This is a genomic window from Halotia branconii CENA392 (assembly GCF_029953635.1).
Taxonomy (GTDB): Bacteria; Cyanobacteriota; Cyanobacteriia; order Cyanobacteriales; family Nostocaceae; genus Halotia; species Halotia branconii.
This window is the reverse complement of record NZ_CP124543.1, coordinates 6,030,242-6,049,209: the sequence shown is the minus strand read 5'-3', so window position 1 is coordinate 6,049,209 and position 18,968 is coordinate 6,030,242. Positions and strand designations below refer to the sequence as shown.

15 protein-coding genes and 1 riboswitch are annotated in these 18,968 nt (G+C 39.4%); of the genes, 11 read left to right on the top strand and 4 right to left on the bottom strand.

Features of this window, described 5'->3' with window-relative positions:
- Positions 1–108 precede the first annotated feature (108 nt).
- Positions 109–1,365 (top strand): geranylgeranyl reductase, encoded by a 1,257-nt coding sequence (gene chlP / locus QI031_RS26515; protein ID WP_281482565.1) that lies wholly within the window; start codon positions 109–111, stop codon positions 1,363–1,365.
- 118 nt (positions 1,366–1,483) lie between these two features.
- Here the strand turns inward: chlP and QI031_RS26510 are convergent, their stop codons facing one another.
- Entirely contained in the window at positions 1,484–2,074 is a 591-nt protein-coding gene (locus QI031_RS26510) for a thioredoxin family protein (RefSeq protein WP_281482564.1), read from the bottom strand.
- A gap of 350 nt (positions 2,075–2,424) precedes the next feature.
- Here QI031_RS26510 and QI031_RS26505 point away from each other — a divergent pair, with 350 nt between their 5' ends.
- Positions 2,425–2,829, top strand: a complete 405-nt coding sequence (locus QI031_RS26505; protein WP_281482563.1) for a hypothetical protein — start codon at positions 2,425–2,427, stop codon at positions 2,827–2,829.
- Between the two features lie 425 nt (positions 2,830–3,254).
- On the opposite strand, the gene QI031_RS26500 is transcribed toward QI031_RS26505, so the two are convergent.
- Together QI031_RS26500 and QI031_RS26495 are read right to left on the bottom strand one after the other, a co-directional pair.
- A complete protein-coding gene (locus tag QI031_RS26500) occupies positions 3,255–4,817 on the bottom strand; it encodes a metallophosphoesterase family protein (protein ID WP_281482562.1) in 1,563 nt (520 codons plus the stop codon).
- A gap of 6 nt (positions 4,818–4,823) precedes the next feature.
- Positions 4,824–5,816: a YegS/Rv2252/BmrU family lipid kinase gene (locus QI031_RS26495; RefSeq protein WP_281482561.1), complete on the bottom strand. Its 993-nt coding sequence runs from the start codon at positions 5,814–5,816 to the stop codon at positions 4,824–4,826.
- A 413-nt stretch (positions 5,817–6,229) separates the two neighbouring features.
- On the opposite strand from QI031_RS26495, the gene QI031_RS26490 reads away from it, so the two are divergent.
- From QI031_RS26490 to rnc, 5 genes are all read left to right on the top strand, one after another.
- Positions 6,230–6,928 (top strand): phosphatase PAP2 family protein, encoded by a 699-nt coding sequence (locus tag QI031_RS26490; protein ID WP_281482560.1) that lies wholly within the window; start codon positions 6,230–6,232, stop codon positions 6,926–6,928.
- A 410-nt stretch (positions 6,929–7,338) separates the two neighbouring features.
- Positions 7,339–8,310, top strand: coding sequence for a hydroxymethylbilane synthase (gene hemC / locus QI031_RS26485; protein ID WP_281482559.1), 972 nt, complete (start codon positions 7,339–7,341; stop codon positions 8,308–8,310).
- A 118-nt stretch (positions 8,311–8,428) separates the two neighbouring features.
- A complete protein-coding gene (gene glgA / locus QI031_RS26480) occupies positions 8,429–9,853 on the top strand; it encodes a glycogen synthase GlgA (protein WP_281482558.1) in 1,425 nt (474 codons plus the stop codon).
- Between the two features lie 541 nt (positions 9,854–10,394).
- Positions 10,395–10,652, top strand: a complete 258-nt coding sequence (locus QI031_RS26475; protein WP_281482557.1) for an HNH endonuclease — start codon at positions 10,395–10,397, stop codon at positions 10,650–10,652.
- A gap of 75 nt (positions 10,653–10,727) precedes the next feature.
- Positions 10,728–11,411 (top strand): ribonuclease III, encoded by a 684-nt coding sequence (rnc, locus tag QI031_RS26470; RefSeq protein WP_281482556.1) that lies wholly within the window; start codon positions 10,728–10,730, stop codon positions 11,409–11,411.
- A gap of 82 nt (positions 11,412–11,493) precedes the next feature.
- Here the strand turns inward: rnc and QI031_RS26465 are convergent, their stop codons facing one another.
- Positions 11,494–12,810 carry a sensor histidine kinase gene (locus QI031_RS26465; protein ID WP_281482555.1) on the bottom strand — a complete coding sequence of 439 codons (1,317 nt, stop codon included), beginning with the start codon at positions 12,808–12,810 and terminating at the stop codon, positions 11,494–11,496.
- An 891-nt stretch (positions 12,811–13,701) separates the two neighbouring features.
- Positions 13,702–13,813, top strand: a riboswitch (cyclic di-AMP (ydaO/yuaA leader).
- 207 nt (positions 13,814–14,020) lie between these two features.
- Here QI031_RS26465 and QI031_RS26460 point away from each other — a divergent pair.
- From QI031_RS26460 to QI031_RS26445, 4 genes are all read left to right on the top strand, one after another.
- Entirely contained in the window at positions 14,021–14,665 is a 645-nt protein-coding gene (locus tag QI031_RS26460; RefSeq protein WP_281486128.1) for a universal stress protein, read from the top strand.
- A gap of 116 nt (positions 14,666–14,781) precedes the next feature.
- Complete coding sequence (locus tag QI031_RS26455; RefSeq protein ID WP_281482554.1) at positions 14,782–16,119, top strand: SLC13 family permease; 1,338 nt, start codon at positions 14,782–14,784, stop codon at positions 16,117–16,119.
- A 363-nt stretch (positions 16,120–16,482) separates the two neighbouring features.
- Positions 16,483–17,073 carry an OmpH/Skp family outer membrane protein gene (locus QI031_RS26450; protein ID WP_281482553.1) on the top strand — a complete coding sequence of 197 codons (591 nt, stop codon included), beginning with the start codon at positions 16,483–16,485 and terminating at the stop codon, positions 17,071–17,073.
- Positions 17,074–17,172: 99 nt separating this feature from the next.
- Positions 17,173–18,960, top strand: a complete 1,788-nt coding sequence (locus QI031_RS26445; RefSeq protein ID WP_281482552.1) for an OmpA family protein — start codon at positions 17,173–17,175, stop codon at positions 18,958–18,960.
- Positions 18,961–18,968 lie beyond the last annotated feature (8 nt).

Here is an 18,968-nt window from a genome sequence, read left to right as displayed (position 1 = left end):
TGAAAAGCTATTCCTTGTACTCTGCTTCATGTCGAAAAATTAAGGAATATTGCAATTACGTGAAAACCTGGAGGGTAAGCGAGAAATCAGCCAAAAGACCGTGATACGATGCTTTCGGTAAATGTCAAGATTGGGAGAAGACCTTTGACACTACGGGTTGCTGTTGTTGGGTCAGGCCCTGCTGGTTCATCTGCCGCTGAAACACTGGCCAAAGCAGGAATTGAAACTTATTTGTTTGAGCGTAAGCTAGACAATGCTAAGCCCTGTGGGGGAGCTATTCCCCTGTGTATGGTGGGCGAATTTGACCTACCACCAGAGATTATTGATCGCCAAGTGCGAAAGATGAAAATGATTTCGCCCTCTAATCGTGAGGTTGATATCAATCTGGTAAATCAAGAAGAATATATAGGAATGTGCCGCCGTGAGGTGCTAGATGGTTTCATGCGCGATCGCGCGGCCAAACTCGGCGCAACTTTAATTAATGCAACTGTTCATAAACTCGATATACCCATAAACAATACCGATCCTTATACGATCCATTACGTTGACCATACAGCAGGCGGCGGACAGGGTATTACTAAAACCCTGAAAGTGGATTTAATTATTGGAGCGGATGGGGCTAATTCTCGGATTGCCAAAGAAATGGATGCTGGGGATTACAATTATGCGATCGCTTTCCAAGAGCGTATTCGTCTACCCGAAGATAAAATGGCGTATTACAACAACCTTGCCGAAATGTATGTCGGCAATGATGTTTCTACCGACTTCTACGCCTGGGTTTTCCCCAAATATGACCACGTAGCCGTGGGTACTGGCACAATGCATATTAATAAAGCCAGTATCAAACAGTTGCAAGCTGGTATCCGCGCCCGTGCTTTTGAAAAGCTAGCAGGCGGTAAAATTATCAAAGTCGAAGCCCATCCAATTCCTGAACATCCCCGTCCTCGTCGCGTTGTCGGTCGCATCGCTTTAGTCGGAGATGCTGCTGGCTATGTTACTAAGTCTTCTGGTGAAGGCATTTATTTTGCCGCTAAGTCTGGGCGGATGTGTGCCGAAACTATTGTGGAAATGTCCAATAGTGGTAGCCGTATTCCCACAGAAGACGACCTCAAAGTTTACATCAAGCGCTGGGATAAAAAATACGGACTCACTTACAAGGTATTGGATATCTTGCAAAGTGTGTTCTATCGTTCCGATGCTACCCGCGAGGCCTTTGTGGAAATGTGCGGTGATATGGATGTGCAGAAGCTCACATTTGATAGCTATCTGTATAAGACAGTTGTTCCCGCCAACCCCATCACTCAACTGAAAATTACTGCTAAGACTCTTGGTAGTCTGATTCGCGGTAACGCTTTAGCTCCCTAAATGGGGGATAGGGCATGGGGCATAGGGCATGGGCATAGGATTATTATTCTCCCCCGCCCCCTGCTCCCCTGCTCCCCTGCTCCCTGCCCCTCTGCACCCTGCCCCTCTGCTCCCTGCCTCAGTTAACTACTTGACTACCATGACTGCGTGGATCATCTTGATTACTGGCTGGTGCAGCGGGGGCTGAGAATTTGGAAACTTGCCCGCTAGTTTGGGCATAAGGTAAAGATGAACCAGTAACCAAAGCATCTAAATTACTTGCCATGACTAGGCGGGGCTGATCGCCGATCGCTTGGGCGATAGTTTCTCCATTTTTAGCCAAAAACACAAAATTGGGAATGCCATCTACCCGATATTTCAGCATCTCTGGTAGCCATTTAGTATTATCTACATTCAGCATGACAAAATTCACTTGATCAGCATACTGCTGTTCTAGTTCGGCCATATCTGGAGCCATTTTTTGGCAGACAGTACACCAATCTGCATAAAATTCTACTATTGATGGCTTACCGTTACTGATAGCTACTTCTAGGGGTATGGATGTCTCTTCTAATTGAGCTAAAGAAGCTGAAGTTGTCTCAGTTCGCAAGCCTAAGACTAAAGCAACACTAAGAGCGATCGCTACTATTGCAACTAAGAAATTTCTCAGACGCACGCCAATCGTAGATGCAGGCTTTTCAGGCGTATTTACTGGTGAGTCTTTAATCATAAGAAATTTATCTAATACTAAAATAGCTAAAGTGTTCCCAAATTAATTCTATGGGGCTAAATACCACTTTAAATTAACATTGAACAGCACAATGTTAGGAATGCTGAATTTTAAATTGAGTAATCAGGTATATTGTATCCATAAAAAAAGCTAGCCATTTTTATTGAAGCAATAATCTCCGTATGAAGTGTAGCGAAATGCAAAGCTCGTCAAAACTTACAACTAAAGACATAGAAAAACCCTTAGTTCTCATTTGAGATCACTTCTTAAGATAGTAGATTGATCATGCGTAACAGACTAATCTGGTCTTCAAAAGTTATTCAACAAATTCTTTAACGAGGACATAATTTATGGCTAACGAACCTAAAAAAGCTCCAGATACTTCTGATCGCGCTGGGGTCGATTCTTATGATAGAGGAATTGTGCCGGCTGAAACTGCCGCCCGTAAACAAAGAGAAGGAGACAAGTATAAAACAATTCCTACAGAAGAAAGAGAAGCAAACTCTCCTACCGACGACCAAACTGATAGTGAAAGTATACATACCACAGATGGTTATACAGTAGACAAAGAAGGTTTATTGAATAACTATGCAGTTGAACCAGAAATGTACTACGATACACCAGGGGACGCAACTGAAGAAGCAGTAGAAGATACCGCAGAACGCGTTGAAGAACTTCAAGAAGTAAATGAAGACAAAGAAGGCGAGTTAACAGAACGCAGTGACAAACGCGGCAAAGGTCCAGGAGTAATTTAGTTAATATCTGTCACTTTTGTCGGTGCAAATACAGGATTAAAGGTTTAAGAAATAATCAAAGAAACCTGATTTATACACACCTAATAAGACATAAATCCTGAAGGTAAAATCCCATTTTGAACAGACGTGATTAATCGCGTCTGTTCATTTAATTTATAGGCATCATATCGTGTCCGGTCAAAGACTTACAGCGTTTCTCGGTTGGGTGTAGTACGTCTTTTAAGAAGAGAGGGGCTAGGGACTAGGGATTAGAGACTAGGGAAATGTACCTCTTTTAAATGAAATTTGCTGTATTAAAACCGCTGGGGGCAGCACTTCGGCTACGCGGCAGTTGAGCGTAGTCGAAACTCAGTAACCAGGGGGAAAGAGGGTTTCCTGGTTTTTGCACAGATGCGGGAATTATAACTAATTACGCGGACATGATATCAAATAATAAATGGTTCAAATTCATGGTTATGCCATTGTCGCTGATACCATTCGGCCACCAAAGGACGGACAATAAATTTAGGATGGCGATCGCCTCGAATATCAATGCGAATACCTGAGTATGGTCGTCGCTTCTTGGAACCGTGACCGTTGCGACCAATAAAAAGATGCGATCGCGCGACTAATTTATTTTGATCTCCTACGGTTTCTATTAAATCTGCTCCTTCAGTTCTCTGACGGCGCAAACTATACCCACTACCACCACAAACAATCCAGTGGATATGAGAATCAGCATGTCCAGTATCTAAAGTTTGCAGATGTTCTAAACAGTGGGCATGACCATTTAATACCAAATCAACTAAGGGACGACCCTGATTTAAATCACCTACTGTTTCAGCGACCGCATCTAGTACTTCCCGTAGACGGCTACGAATTGCTAAAGTTTGGGCTTGTTGCCACTTTGTGGCCTCCGTCACATAAGGAGGATGATGAAAATAAATTACCCTACCTCTAACTTCTGCGGTATTCCAAGATGTAATTAGTCTTTGCTTGAGCCATTCTAATTGTTCGATATCAGTCAGAATTGTTTTGTTAGTTGCTAGTTGTTTATCAATATCAACAATAAGTTCCTCAATTTGCGACAGTTTGGACTGTAAATCATCCAGTTGTTCAGCTTCGCTGGGATTGTCAGGATTCAGCTTTGCTGAGGTTTCAATGATTTGTGATTTCTCTTGTTCAAACTCCTGACGGCGTTTTTGCAAGATTTGACGATCAGCTTCACCTTTTCGTGTGTGAGGCAGCGGCGGCGGATCATTAAATGTATTAGAATCCAGCGCAAAAAAGTCAATACCACGGTAGCGAAAAGTATAGTAGCGATTAGGAAGGCGAGTGAAGTTCCCTGGTTGATAGTTTAGACAACGACCTGTATCTGTCTTAGCGGTGTAGTGTTGATCTAAATGCCGGGCTAAGTCGCCTGGAAACTGAAATGCTTTGAGATAATCTAGAAACGCTCGCGCGTAAGCCTCACCGGTTCTGGAACCACGCCAGCCAATATCTATATCTAGCCGCGATCGCAATAAACGACGCAGGGGTACTGTAGTTACTGAAAGTAAGCCTAATACAATCGGTAGGTTATAGTAATCATGATTGCCCGGTACTGGTAGAATGGGCAACTTAAAAATCATTTGGTCGTAAGCAATTTCTTTGGGATGTTCTCCACCTAAAAGGAACTCCCGATAAGGCTGGATAAAATTATCTTGGTAGTACTCGCTCGAACCGACTAGATAAATTACATCGCCTGTGTGCAGCATGAATTGGCATTCTTGATGATGGGGTGACATTAGTTGCGCCACCTGCTGCTGGGGATCATATCCTATGTGTTTTCCAGTACCACTATCACCGACAACTAAAAACGAGAAATCATCATTTTCTTTTTGATCATCCTCTATTACCAATTGAGTTTGATCAATACCACGTTCTACAATTAGCGGATCTTGCCACCGTACCCGCTGCTGCATTTTACTAATTTTTTTGGCGATCGCTGGATCGGAAACAAGTTTCAATGCGAATTACTCCTGAATCTGATTTTCTGCTTCCTCTGCTAATTCTTTCATTTCAATAATCAAATTTGGTAATCCCTCTAGTTTTTCTACAGGTTCAACTTCTGCTACTGATGGTACAAAAATAGTCAAACCTTCTGGTATGCACTTAATTTCAACTGGCGTTGTGCCGACCATTTCTCCATCCAATACTACCTTTTGTGGCGGATCTGCTTTAATTTTGAATTGTTTCGCCCGTAAATAGCCAATATCATCTCGTTCGGCGGCATTGCCTGTAGAAGCCGTTTGAAATAAATGAAATGTTGCTGCGATCGCTCCTGCTTTATTAGCTGGAGCAACTATAGTTAAATCAAGGAGTCCATCATTATAAAGAATACCTGCGGGGCCTTGAGCTAATACTGATGTAGGAGGTGCAGCATTCGCCACAGTTACTGCTGAGGCACTAGTTTTAATGATTTTATCTTCGGTTTCAATTTCAACATCAAAACTCTGTAAATTTCGCAGTTGTTGGACTCCTGCTAAGACATAAGCCATAATCCCAAAGCGCCTTTTTGCTTCTCGGTCTGCCAGTTCTACTGTTTCTGCCTCAAAACCGATACCTGCCAGTAGTACCATTGGCTTACCATTACAATAAGCTACATCTATAGTTCGAGTTGCACCTTGCAAGATGACATTACAAGCAGCTTCAATAGTGTCAGGGATGGCTAAAGCTGCGGCAAAAGCGTTGGCTGTGCCTCTAGAAATCACACCAAAGGGAATATTAGTACCCACTACAGCAGTTGCTGCTACTGACAGTGTACCATCGCCTCCCGACGCGATAATGGCATCTACTCCTCGATCCAATGCTGCACGCGCTAGTTCATCAGCACCAACTTCTTGACTGGTGAAATAAATATCTAGGTCAATTGCTGGTTCTAAGATTGCCCGAATTTGTAATAGGTCTTGTTCTGGATCACCTTGACCCGCAACCGGATTAAAAATAAGGCAGGCCGAACGATTCATAAGGATAAAAATTAAGCTGTAATCACTAAGAATATCAAACTATTCTTAACATCTGTGTCAAATATCGACTTCCTTCTTGTGGCAGGTTTGCCTATTCTGTAAAGAATGCAAGTTTAAGCCGCTGATCGCAAAAATTATACGTGCGCTAATATATTGTACATAAATATATATAAACAGATAAATCCTTATCCTTTGCATAATATACAGCCATACCGTTATGACGACCCCACAGAACCCGTCGCTTTAGAGGACTGGGAAATTCTGCAATGATTATACTTGACACTCATATTTGGGTTTGGTGGGTACAAATTTAAGCAAATAGAGAACTTATTCCATAATATAAATTACAACTTTTAAAAAAATAGAGGAGATTAACCGTAGCTAGTACTTCTCACAATGAATGATATTAAAGTATGCTCCGACAAATTTCTCATTTCTGGTTACATCATATACATCCTCGTTTGGCTCCTTTAATTACCACAATTGGTATTGTTGGACTTGCTAGTTGTCTGCTGATACTTTTTGTTTTAGCACAAATAGCTGAAGAGGTTTTAGAACGAGAAGCTTTTGCATTTGATACTACTTTTTTATTATGGCTACATCAGTTTGCCAATCCAAGTTTAGATAATTTGATGTTGTTTATTACAAATCTTGGTAATCCTACTACAGTAACTATAGTTGCAGGTGTTACATTCTTGTTACTTTGGGGGCGACGTTACCGAAAAGAAGCGAAAGTTTTTGTACTTGTTTGCTTGGGAGGAATTATTTTAAATACAGGGTTAAAATTGTTTTTTTCTAAACCTCGACCTGAATTATGGCATCGTTTGATTACTGAAAAATCTTTTAGTTTTCCTAGTGGTCATGCATTAGGTTCTATGGTACTTTATGGTTTTATTGCCTATGAGTTGGCAACTCATTATCCTCAGTTTGCCAAAGTTATTTACAGTTTGATAGTTATTTTAATTGCTGCTATTGGTATCAGCCGTTTGTATTTAGGAGTCCATTGGCCTACAGATATAATTGCAGGTTATGGAGTCGGCTTTTTGTGGTTGATGATATGTATTACGATGCTGAAATTGCAAAAAATGAGGCAAAGAAAATTAGTTGATTAAATCGTATCAACCTCTCTAAACTGTTCCACATTTAACTTACATATTTTTGATTTTGGGGAAAAACCTATTAATCCTTCTCACCTGCACCCTGCTTTCCCTGCTGCCTCAATGTGCAAATCAAAAGTTTAACAGCTTAACTCACCGAAGAAGCAGAGGGAAGGGGGCTTTTGCAGGGAGCAAGCCATTCTTTTGTGCCTCTTCTATATAACTGTTTACTGTTCAGTATTTTAACTCTCGTTCTAGGCAGTGAATTTAGAACGAGGGTTTCGTTGAATGGAGGAATGTAAAAAAATGTAAAGACTAACCAAAATAAAATTTTACTTGAATACAGCAATAACAACACGGTAAGTCACCCACTGCGGTAGTCTAGATCGAGAGTGACATTATCGCCTGGTTTAACATATTGTTTTATGACTTCAGTTGTTTCTAGTCCCACACGCACTATTCGTATTGGCTCTCGTAAAAGCCAACTTGCTCTAGTTCAGTCATACTGGGTACAAGAGCAACTCCAGAAAAGCTTTCCTGAGATTTCTTTTGAAGTCCACACCATGTCTACCCAAGGCGACAAAATCTTGGATGTAGCATTAGCCAAAATTGGTGATAAAGGGCTATTTACCAAAGAATTAGAACTAGGAATGCTAAATCAGGAAATTGATTTTGCTGTGCATTCTCTTAAGGATTTGCCAACTAATTTACCAGAAGGGTTAACACTAGCAGCAATCACAGAACGAGAAAACCCAGCAGATGCATTAGTGGTACACGAAAAGCATAAAGATAAACAAATTGATACATTGCCAGCAGGTGCAGTGATTGGCACATCTTCTCTGCGGCGATTGGCACAGTTACGCCATCAATTTCCTCATTTTACATTTAAAGATGTGCGGGGAAACTTGAATACACGCATGGCAAAACTAGATGCAGGGGAATATGATGCTCTGATTTTGGCAACAGCTGGGCTACAACGATTGGGCATGGGCGATCGCATTCATCAAATTTTACCCAAAGAAGTATCCCTACATGCTGTCGGGCAAGGTGCATTGGGGATAGAATGTCGCGCCGATGATAGCGAACTCATATCTTTACTCAAAGCCATTGAACATCCCGAAACCCGCGATCGCTGTCTAGCTGAACGAGCCTTCTTACGCATCCTTGAAGGTGGCTGTCAAGTACCCATTGGTGTTAACACAGAAATTAATGGTGATAATTTAACACTAACAGGTATAGTCGCTAGCGTGGATGGTCAAAAGCTAGTCAAAGATACTATTACTGGTAAAGCCAGCAACCCTGAAGCCGTAGGTGCAGAGTTAGCACAGATGTTGCGACAACAAGGCGCACAAGAAATTTTGGAGGAAATATTCACTGAGATTCAACGCGGCTCATAAACTATTGAGCAAGCATTGTGATTAGATAAGAAGTGATTACCCTTGCACAAAATTTGTGCCTAGTAGATCGTAAGTTTAGATTGAAAATATAGACGAAACCAGGGAAACAAAAATTACCATGCGGATTCTATTCGTTGCAGCAGAGGCAGCTCCCGTTGCGAAAGTAGGAGGAATGGGTGATGTCGTCGGAGCATTGCCCAAAATCTTGAGACAAATGGGGCATGATGTCCGAATCTTCTTGCCTTATTACGGCTTTTTACCAGACAAAATGGAAATTCCTCAAGAACCTATTTGGTGGGGAGATGCCATGTTCCAGCATTTTGCCGTTTACGAAAGCGTTCTGCCTGGTACTGATGTTCCTTTGTACTTATTTGGACATCTGGCCTTTTCACCCCGCCACATTTATTCTGGTGATGATGAAGATTGGCGGTTCACTTTGTTTGCCAATGGTGCAGCGGAATTTTGCTGGAATTATTGGAAGCCAGAGATTATCCATTGTCACGATTGGCATACAGGCATGATTCCTGTATGGATGCACCAAGACCCTGATATTACCACTGTTTTCACGATTCATAATCTGGCTTATCAAGGGCCGTGGCGTTGGTTCTTGGAAAAAATTACTTGGTGTCCTTGGTACATGCAAGGACACAACACAATGGCAGCGGCGGTGCAATTTGCCAATAAGGTAAATACAGTTTCTCCAACTTATGCCGAGCAAATTAAAACACCTGCTTATGGTGAAACATTAGAAGGTTTGCTGTCTTTCATCAGTGGTAAATTATCCGGGATTATTAATGGTATTGATCTGGATATTTATAATCCCGCAGATGACAAATATATTGCCCAAAACTTCACAGCCGATACCCTAGATAAACGTAAAGCTAACAAAATTGCTCTGCAAGAAGAAGTCGGGTTAGAAGTCAATTCCAATGCATTTTTAATTGGAATAGTGACACGTTTAGTAGAGCAAAAAGGCATTGATTTAATCTTACAAATTCTGGATCGCTTCATGGCGTATACAGATGCACAATTTGTATTATTAGGGACAGGCGATCGCTACTATGAAACCCAAATGTGGCAGTTAGCATCCCGCTATCCCGGACGTATGGCAACTTACTTGTTATATAACGATGCCTTATCTCGGAGAATTTATGCTGGTGCTGATGCCTTTTTGATGCCTAGTCGTTTTGAACCTTGCGGTATCAGCCAAATGATGTCTTTGCGTTATGGTTGTGTACCTATTGTCCGCCGTACAGGTGGATTAGTTGATACAGTAACACACCACGATCCAGTGAATGCAACTGGTACTGGTTATTGCTTTGATCGTTATGAAGCCCTAGATTTGTTTACCTGTATGATCCGGGCTTGGGAAGGCTTCCGTTTCAAACCCCAATGGCAGGAGTTACAAAAACGCGGCATGAGTCAAGACTTTAGCTGGTATCGATCTGCCAAGCAATACGTGAAGTTGTACAGATCAATCTATGGCTTGCCAGAAGAAGAAGAGCAAATATCAAAACCAGAGTTAGTATTAACGAAACAGTAATTTAGTAAGTTTTGTAAACGATGCTGACTTAATTGATATCCTCCTCACTGGTGCTAACGCATACAATGTAGGAGGATGTTATCCTTTTAGATATAAAAGGCGATCGCTCATTTTTAAGGAATATTTATGCACATCCAATATTGACATTAATCAAATTATATGATTTATAATTATTGTCATAGTAGCAGACAAATCATCATCTCAAAATTAAAAGCGGAGGTTGGTGGTCGCATCTGTAGCAATTCCCAATTCTTGCTGGGCGTATAGTCAATTAGTTGGGTGACTAAGTTACCTGAAATCTGGAATCGTTAGTCATTCAGCTAGTTGATTGCACGCCTAGTAAGAATCGGAAATTATTGCATTTGCGACTTCTAATCTATATAAATTTAGTAAAACTCATAATGAGTAGGCTGAGTGTAGTTTTGCATATAAATTTCCAGAGAATAATTATTATCTCTGGAGATTCCATTGTGGAACACTATTTTGATGTTTGATGTTTCGATGCTGTTGTAAATAACAAATTTAATGGAACATCGACAAAATGAATACTCAACAAAGACGTAATAAAAAGCAGCAATTGATCAGTTTGTATGAGTCTTACTGTTGGTGGTGTGGTGAATATGTGCCATTAAACCAGCTAACAATTGAACATCTTCTTCCTAAAAGTCTTGGAGGCTCTAATTCTTTTGAAAATCTTCGTCCAGCTTGTTTATACTGCAATCGTTCTCGTGGAAATAGTCTCTATCCACCTGGTTGGATAAAAGGTAAATGTTTTTTAGATAAACCTGATTTTTATTAGGTTATTGTCTGATGGGTTGGGCATTCTGTCTGTCCTTCCCATTAGATTAAACTCATAATGTAAAAGAAAACAATAATGCACAAACTGTTAATCTTCCATAATGAAAAACTTTTACGCCATGCACTGACACATCGCTCTTATGTTCATGAAAATCCTACAGAAGGTGAACACAACGAACGTCTAGAGTTTCTTGGTGACGCTATACTAAACTTTATCAGTGGTGAGTATCTTTACCGTCATCACTCAGAAAAGGGAGAAGATGAATTGACTCGTCGGCGTTCAGCACTGGTAGATGAGAAGCAATTAGCAAAGTTTGCTGAAGAAGTAGGCTTAGATTTTAGAATGCGCCTAGGTAAAGGTGCTATTCGAGATGGAGGCTACCAAAATCCCAATTTACTTAGTAGTACTTTTGAGGCTGTGATTGGTGCTTACTATCTAGACAACAATTCAAATATAGAAGCGGTTCGCGCTGTTGTAGAGCCTTTGTTTGATTCTGTACCTGAGCAAGTTGTTGTACATCGCTCCAATGTAGACTCAAAAAATCGTTTTCAAGAATGGGTGCAACGCAATATTACTCCTAATCCTCCCAAATATATCACAGTCCAAGCAGGCGGTTTGCCTCACGCGCCAGAGTTTATTGCTAAAGTATTTGTAGGTGAAAAAGACTACGGCGTAGGTAAAGGACGTAACAAAAGAAACGCAGAAAAAGCAGCAGCTGAAGATGCTTTAGCTAAATTACAAAAACAAGGATTGTTATAAAACTAAAAGATCCTGAAAATTATAATTACGAATTACGAACTTGTACTGAGCGTAGCCGAAGTATTACGAATTAGTAATTATTTTAGTTGACAGTTCTTTGTTCTTTACTATGTATTTCTACTTGCAAAGGCAATTTCACAAAAAAAGTAGAACCAATCCCCACTTGAGAAATTAAGTTGATTTGTCCTTGTAACAGTTTCACTAAGCGGTAAACTATTGCTAATCCTAAGCCAGTGCTGTCGGGAAGAGGCGGCTGATTGGCAGAATTAGCACGAAAGTAAGGTTCAAATATTCGGCCTTGATCTTCTGGTGCAATGCCAATTCCTGTGTCAGAAATCGCGATCGCAAAGTATGGTTTGTGATCCAAAATTGCCTCGCAAGCAGTTACCATTGTTTCAGAGGTTGCAGGAGAGAGATTTTCTAAAACAGAATTACTGGGCAACATCAAAGCGATCGCTTGTCTATCATCATCCAAAATTTGACACAATATCTTAATGGTTCCTGATTTAGTGTAGCGAATGGCGTTACTCAAAAGATTAGTTACAATCTGCTGTAATTGTAAAGAATCTGTAATTACTTTATCTGGAGCGCGATCGCAGTTTACCACAACTTGTAAATTTTTTTGTGCAGCCATCGGCTCTAACATTTCGCACACATTTTTGATTAATTCACGCACATCAGTAGATTCTGGCTGGAGTTTGATCTGTCCTGCGTCATACCGGGAAATTTCTAAGACATCATTAATCAGGCGCAGTAAATGTCTGCCATTACGTAATACGCGCTCAATATGTTCTATATTGACATCAGTATCTTTCTGGCGTTGTTGGCGTAAAAACAGATCCGAGTATCCAATAATCGAAGTTAGAGGATGTTTGAAGTCGTGAGCTAGTTGTGAAATATAATCTTGATTGGCATTAACTAAGCGTTTAAGTTCTTGATTATGGCTTGTTAATGATGCGTATAAATACTGGATTTCTCGCAAACGCTCATTGACATAACTTTTAAAACACCGCGCGCTCGCTTCATCAATCACAGCGTCAATCAAACGCATAGAACGAATTATCCCTGCGGGTGTTATCCTCAATAAATCTGTTTCTATAGTTTCAAAAATAACTGTTCGTAATAGATGATACTCACGGGCAATTTCTGCTGGATCAAAACCTTGTTCAAATCGCAGCACCCCATGCTGGAAACTAGCAGTTACAATCGACTTGATATCACTATCCTCAGATTTAGAAAGCACCGTCACCATCGCTTTCAAGACATCAGGGATATGATTTCTAATTGCTGTATAAGATAGATCATCCGCACTTTCAATTCGCCTATCCTTGCGAACTGCTATCACCCAGTGATAAAGGATTGTATCAGTTTTTTCAGCCAGTACTTGACTAAAATCCATGATGTTAAATTCGGCTAGGAGATAGATGAGTCAATTGCCATATCCAACTAGTGTAACTAGTACGGCGCATTTTTACCAAAATTATGAAGAAGCTCCACCTACCAAAAGAAGTAGATTTACCACTGCCACCAATTTGTCTAATGACTGTTTTATCTCGTGTTCGGGTAAAGACTTATCATTAAGACTGCAAGGGAGCATACTTCGACTGCGCGGCAGTTGAGCGCAGTCGAAACTCAGTAACAGACGAGAAAGAGTTTTCAGGTTTTTGCACAGATGCGGGATTCATAACTAATAAGCCGGACATGATATTAATTCTCAATCAGGATATAAAATCCATAGTCAGCGTGTATAACAGGAAATAGGCTTGAAAGTCTCTTGGTATCAGGGTTTTATGATCAGCTTATGTCCTAAACTATTTGGCAACAGCTATATCTTTGTAACTACTTGTTAATCAAGCAGATAATAGCTTTTATGCTTGATTGCACTATGATATTTTACTTTCTGATACATCACAAAAGTAATTTTATCGTTCTATCTTGCAGAATTAAGTGCTAAAAAATGCTAATAGCGCCAATAAAACCAGCATTGTTAATAAACACCTGTCAATGGTAGACTGAACGGCGAATGATAAATATCCTAATAGAATTTATGGAAGGATCAACAGTTAGTGAATATTGCCACAGTCTTAGCGATACCTAAGAATATTATTGGTAAGTGAATGTTTGAGAGCTAATTTTAAAAGCATCAAACCTTCTCAATAAGGCTATTACCAGTATGCAAAACTCAAAAAAAGATTTATAATTTCACAATTCCCTCTCAATTTTATCGATAGGCATTCTACTCAAAAACAGTAAACTAGACTATCATTTCTTTAGTGGGTAGCCTAATTCAAATTCATTAAACCTGAATTTGGAACGGAGGAACCAATGTTTGGGGCTAATCTTGCGAGAGACACCTTCCAGTCTTAGCCCGTCAGCTAACTTCGTAGGCAATGGAAGGAACCCCCAAGACTTATTAATTGTTATTGGGGTTTCCTGAAAGAAAGGATAAAAAATAAAGGATCTTCGGCGAATGCCCTTGGTGCAGCCTCTTATTAAGAAGTTAGGATGAAAAATATACTTTATCATTCTCACTTCATCCTTTAATTATCCTGCTTCTCATTCATCATTCATTTCATTGGGGAGAAGTTATAACTGTGGAAATCAAGTCAATGTTAGTGCGCTTGCAAAGCACCATAGGTAGAGATGATTTAATTGAGCAAATGGTATTACTACCAGAGCCAAAGAAACCTTTGACTAAAAATACTCAAAAAGAAAAACCAGTCAACTTAATTGTTGGTTATGACGCTTCTCCTAACAGTCATACTGCTCTAGATATCGCTTTCTGGATTGCTCACCAAACACGTTTAGCTACCAACACCCAAGTCACAGTACAAGCAGTTTATGTAGTTGAACGAAATCACAAAAGTCACTATCTTGAATCTTTGAGTTTTAGCAGATATATACCTCAGCTAGAATGTGCAGTCAGTAACGTTTCAAGGTCTATTACACCCGTTTTAATTCAACCCAAATTGCAGGTAGATGTAAAGTCTGCACAAGATAAATCCACAGCTACCCTCCAAGAAGCAGACACAATTCTTTGGCAAGCGCGAAGTCTAGCTGAGGAATGGCAAGGTTCCTTCCAATCTCATTTGCGGTTTGGTGATATTGCCACAGAACTGAAAAAAGTTGTGGAATTAGAAGCTGCTAATATACTTTTTTTAGGCTGTAAATCTGTTAATCATCCCATAATTCAGACATTAGATACTAATTTTCCTTGTGCCGTTGTTGGTATTCCTAATTGTATTGATGAATAATCCGGGTACTGAAATTCGGTAATTTTTCACCTAACTAAGATTTATAAACGAGTCACCTATATTGTAGGTGGCTTTTTTCACTACTAAGCAGCTTAATAAACTTCGAGAGGTGTAATGTGGAAAACTGGCAAGCGCTCTTGAGTGTTTTCACATTTCTAAGCGTGATTATTTTAATCATGATGGAATGGGTACATCTGACTATTATTGCCTTATTGGGAGCATTGTTATTAATTTTTACCAACATCATGACTATGCAAGAAGCTGTCGATTACATCGGCAACAGTTATGGAACACTGGGCTTATTTTTTGGAGTTATGGTGTTAATACGGGCTTTCGAGCCTACCAAAATATTTGATTATTTAGCCACTCAAATAGTGATTTTGGCTAAAGGGGAAGGCAAGCGTTTATTAGTTGGTATCGTAGCTATTGTTACCCCTATTTGTGCAGTTTTGCCAAATGCTACTACAGTCATGTTATTAGCACCTTTAATTCCGCCAATGGCACAGGAATTAGGCTTTAATTTTGTGCCTTTACTGATATTAATGGTATTAGTTGCTAATAGTGCCGGACTACTTACCTTAGTAGGTGATCCAGCTACTTTTATTGTTGGTGATGCCGTTAATATTAGCTTTATAGATTATTTATTACGCTTGAGTTTAGGGGGAGTAATTGCCGTTGCTGTTGTGATAGTAACGTTACCATTTTTATTTCGTAAAATTTGGAATACCAAACTAGATAATCTCGAAGAGCTACCACACCCCCAAATTAATCATCCACGAGTTCTAACTTTGGGTGCAGTAATTGTAGCTTTCGTATTAATCTTTTTTGTCATCGGAGAATCTTTACCAATCCCCATCTCACCTGCTGCTGTTGCTTTGTTAGGAGCAGCTTTAGCTTTATTGCTATCTCATAACAGCAAAATTGATTCAGTAAATAATATCTTGCGGGATGTAGACTGGAGTACACTCATATTTTTTATGAGTATATTTGTGCTAATTGGAGGGCTAGAAAAAACAGGTGTAATCAATGGTTTATCAGGAATATTGGCAGTAATTTTGGGTAAAAATATTGTTCTAGGTTCGTTGGTCTTATTATTTTTTGTCGGCATATTATCCAGCCTAGTACCGAATATTCCTTTAGTAGTAGGAATGGTACCCTTACTCAAACAATACATTGTTACTGTCGGACTAGCGCCTGCGGAAGTCTTAGCACAAGACTTTCAAGGACAATTTCCTCCTGAAGTGTTGCCCCTGTTTTATGCCATGATGTTTGGTGCAACTTTGGGAGGCAATGGCACATTAGTAGGAGCATCTTCTAATATTGTCGCTGCGGGAGTTGCTGAACAGCACGGACGACGTATTTCGTTTAAAACTTTTCTCCACTATGGTATTCCGGTAATGCTACTGCAACTTGTAGCTTCAGCATTGTACGTGTTGATTCGCTTTTTAATTTAGATTAAGAGAGAAGTTTAAACTCACACCTATATTTTTTACAAAAATTTAAAAACTATAAATACATTGACACTTTCAGGATAGTACGATTTATTCTTGTTAAGACTTACGCACTGGTAAAAAAACCAAGCCTTTGCGATTACTAGCCTGCGGGAACACTTAGTGCTAAGCGTAGCTATGCCGTAGGCTTTACGCTTTGCACCCTGCGGGAACGCTAAGAGCGAACGTAATAACGTAAAATTGTAATCGTTAAGTAAGTTCTGCTTGTATTCAATTACGCTTCCTTACCGAGTAGCATCCAAACCACGCAAATAGGATTACACCTGAGAGTAAAAGCAAATCTCACCCTCAAAAAGGATTACAAATATGAACCCGCCTGAAGAATATATCAATAATAATTCTGGAGAACTAGTAAAAGGAGGTACACATCAACTTAGTAATAATGGTGTGAGTGAAAGTGGTAATTTAGATAAAGTTAGGGAACTACTTTTTGGCAATCAAACTAGAGAGGTAGAAAAAAGATTTACGCGTTTAGAAGAACGTTTAGTTAAAGAGTTAACTAACATTAAAGATGAGACAAGAAAACGTTTAGATTCTTTAGAAAATTATATCAAAAAAGAAGTTGAATCCTTAACAGAACGGCTAAAAAATGAGCAATCAGAACGTGATGTTAAAATGCGATCGCTTACTGAAGAACAAAGAAATGTCACCATATCTTTAGAGAAAAAAATCACCCAACTTGATGAACAAACTACCAATAGTCAGCGGGAATTACGTGAGCAGATTCTTAACCAATCTAAAAACCTCCAAGATGATATTCAAAAAAAATATGATGAAATTCTGACCTTGCTAGAACGAGAAACTCAAGAGCTTCATAGAAATAAGACCGACCGTTCTCATCTTGCAGTTTTATTTACAGACTTGGCTATTCGCCTAAATACAGATCATAAGTCTTAATTTTTGTCAACAATGTGTTCCTTCACTCTTCTAGTTTTCTTTGTAGTTTCTACAAAAAAATGCAACTTTATCTAAATTGTCAAGTGGGGGATTTTCGTAATGACTGAAAATTTCTCTAATCAAAAACCTCAAATATCCTCTGAAGCAGAACTATATTCAGTTAATAATAGTACAAAAGTCATTGATGAACTAAGTGAACTTCGCAGTTTACTACTTGGTATTGAGCCACCGCAAGTTAAAAAACTTTACGAGCGATTAGATAACCCACATATTCACCCAGAAGATATTAGTCGCTTACTTCCAGAAGCTGTGATTTTACGGTCAAAGCAAGATAAACAATTAGGTGAAGCAATTGTTTCGACGGTTGAATCAGCCATTCAAACCTCGGTTAAACAAGATCTAAATGTGCTTTCAGAGGCGTTTTTTCCGATAATGGGGCCAGCTACTCGCAAGGCAATTTCTTCAGCTTTAGAGGAGATGATGCAATCTCTCAATCAAACCTTAGAACATAGCTTGTCACCAGAAAGTTTTAAGTGGAGATTAGAAGCGCAACGTACAGGTAAATCATTTGCCGAAATTGTCCTTCTACGTACATTAGTTTATAGAGTAGAACAGGTATTCTTAATACATAAACAAACTGGATTATTATTACAACATTCGGTAGCAAGTCAGATAGCCGCACAAGATGCAGATTTAGTTGCTGCTATGTTGACGGCTATTCAAGATTTTGTCAAAGACTCTTTTAGAGTACAAAAAGAAGATAAACTACAAAGTCTGCGCTTTGGAGAACTGACTATTTGGATTGAAGAAGGACCACAAGCAGTACTGGCATGTATTGTACGTGGGAATCCTCCTCAAGAATTAAGGTTGGTTTTTCAAGAAACAATAGAGAAAATTCACCTGAAACTTGGTCACGAAATTAATACCTTTACAGGGGATACAGAGCCATTTCAGGCAAGTACAGCTGATTTAGAAACCTGTTTAGCAATTCAGTATAAATCTGCCTCTAAAAAAAATTATACTTATGCATGGGCTTTTTTGAGTGTAATAGCGATCGCTTGTAGTATTTGGAGCTTTTTTGCCATTCGAGGACAACTGCGTTGGCACGCTTATCTTCAACAACTTAACTCTCAGCCAGGAATTATTGTGATTAACACCAAACAGCACAATGGCAAGTATTTTATTTCCGGAATGCGTGATCCTTTAGCAGTAGATCCTCAGACGCTGATACAATCTACAAATCTTAATCCTCAAACGGTTATCAGTCAATGGCAACCTTACTTCTCTTTAGAACCAAAATTTACTACTAAAAGAGTTGAAAAATTACTCCAACCACCCAAAACAGTATCATTAAAAGTTGACAATAACGGCATTCTTTCTGCTAGTGGTTCTGCACCTCGTCAGTGGATTGTAGAAGCTAGAAAATCATGGCGATTTATTCCAGGAATTACTCAGTTTCAAGATGCAAATCTGAGAGAAATTGAACTCAGGGAACTGGAATTATATAAAAATCAAATTGAACAGCAAATTTTACTTTTTTCTGGAGGAACAACAGAGTTAATTTCCAGTGAAGCCACTAAACTGCCACAATTAATCTTAGCTATCCAAAAACTGTTGGATACTGCTAAATACTTACGTAAGAATGTACAAATTAAAATAATAGGACACGCTGATGCATCTGGAACCAAACAAATAAACATGCTACTCAGTCTAGCCCGTGCTAATAAAATTTTATCTTACTTAAAATCTCAAGGAATCAATACTAGTCAATTTAAAATTGTGGGTGTAGGTTCTAACCTACCTTTACAAACTGAGTTGACACCAGAAATTCAAACATCTAACCGTAGAGTATCTTTTCAAGTTATTTTAACTAATATCCCTAACTAAGTCTGCAT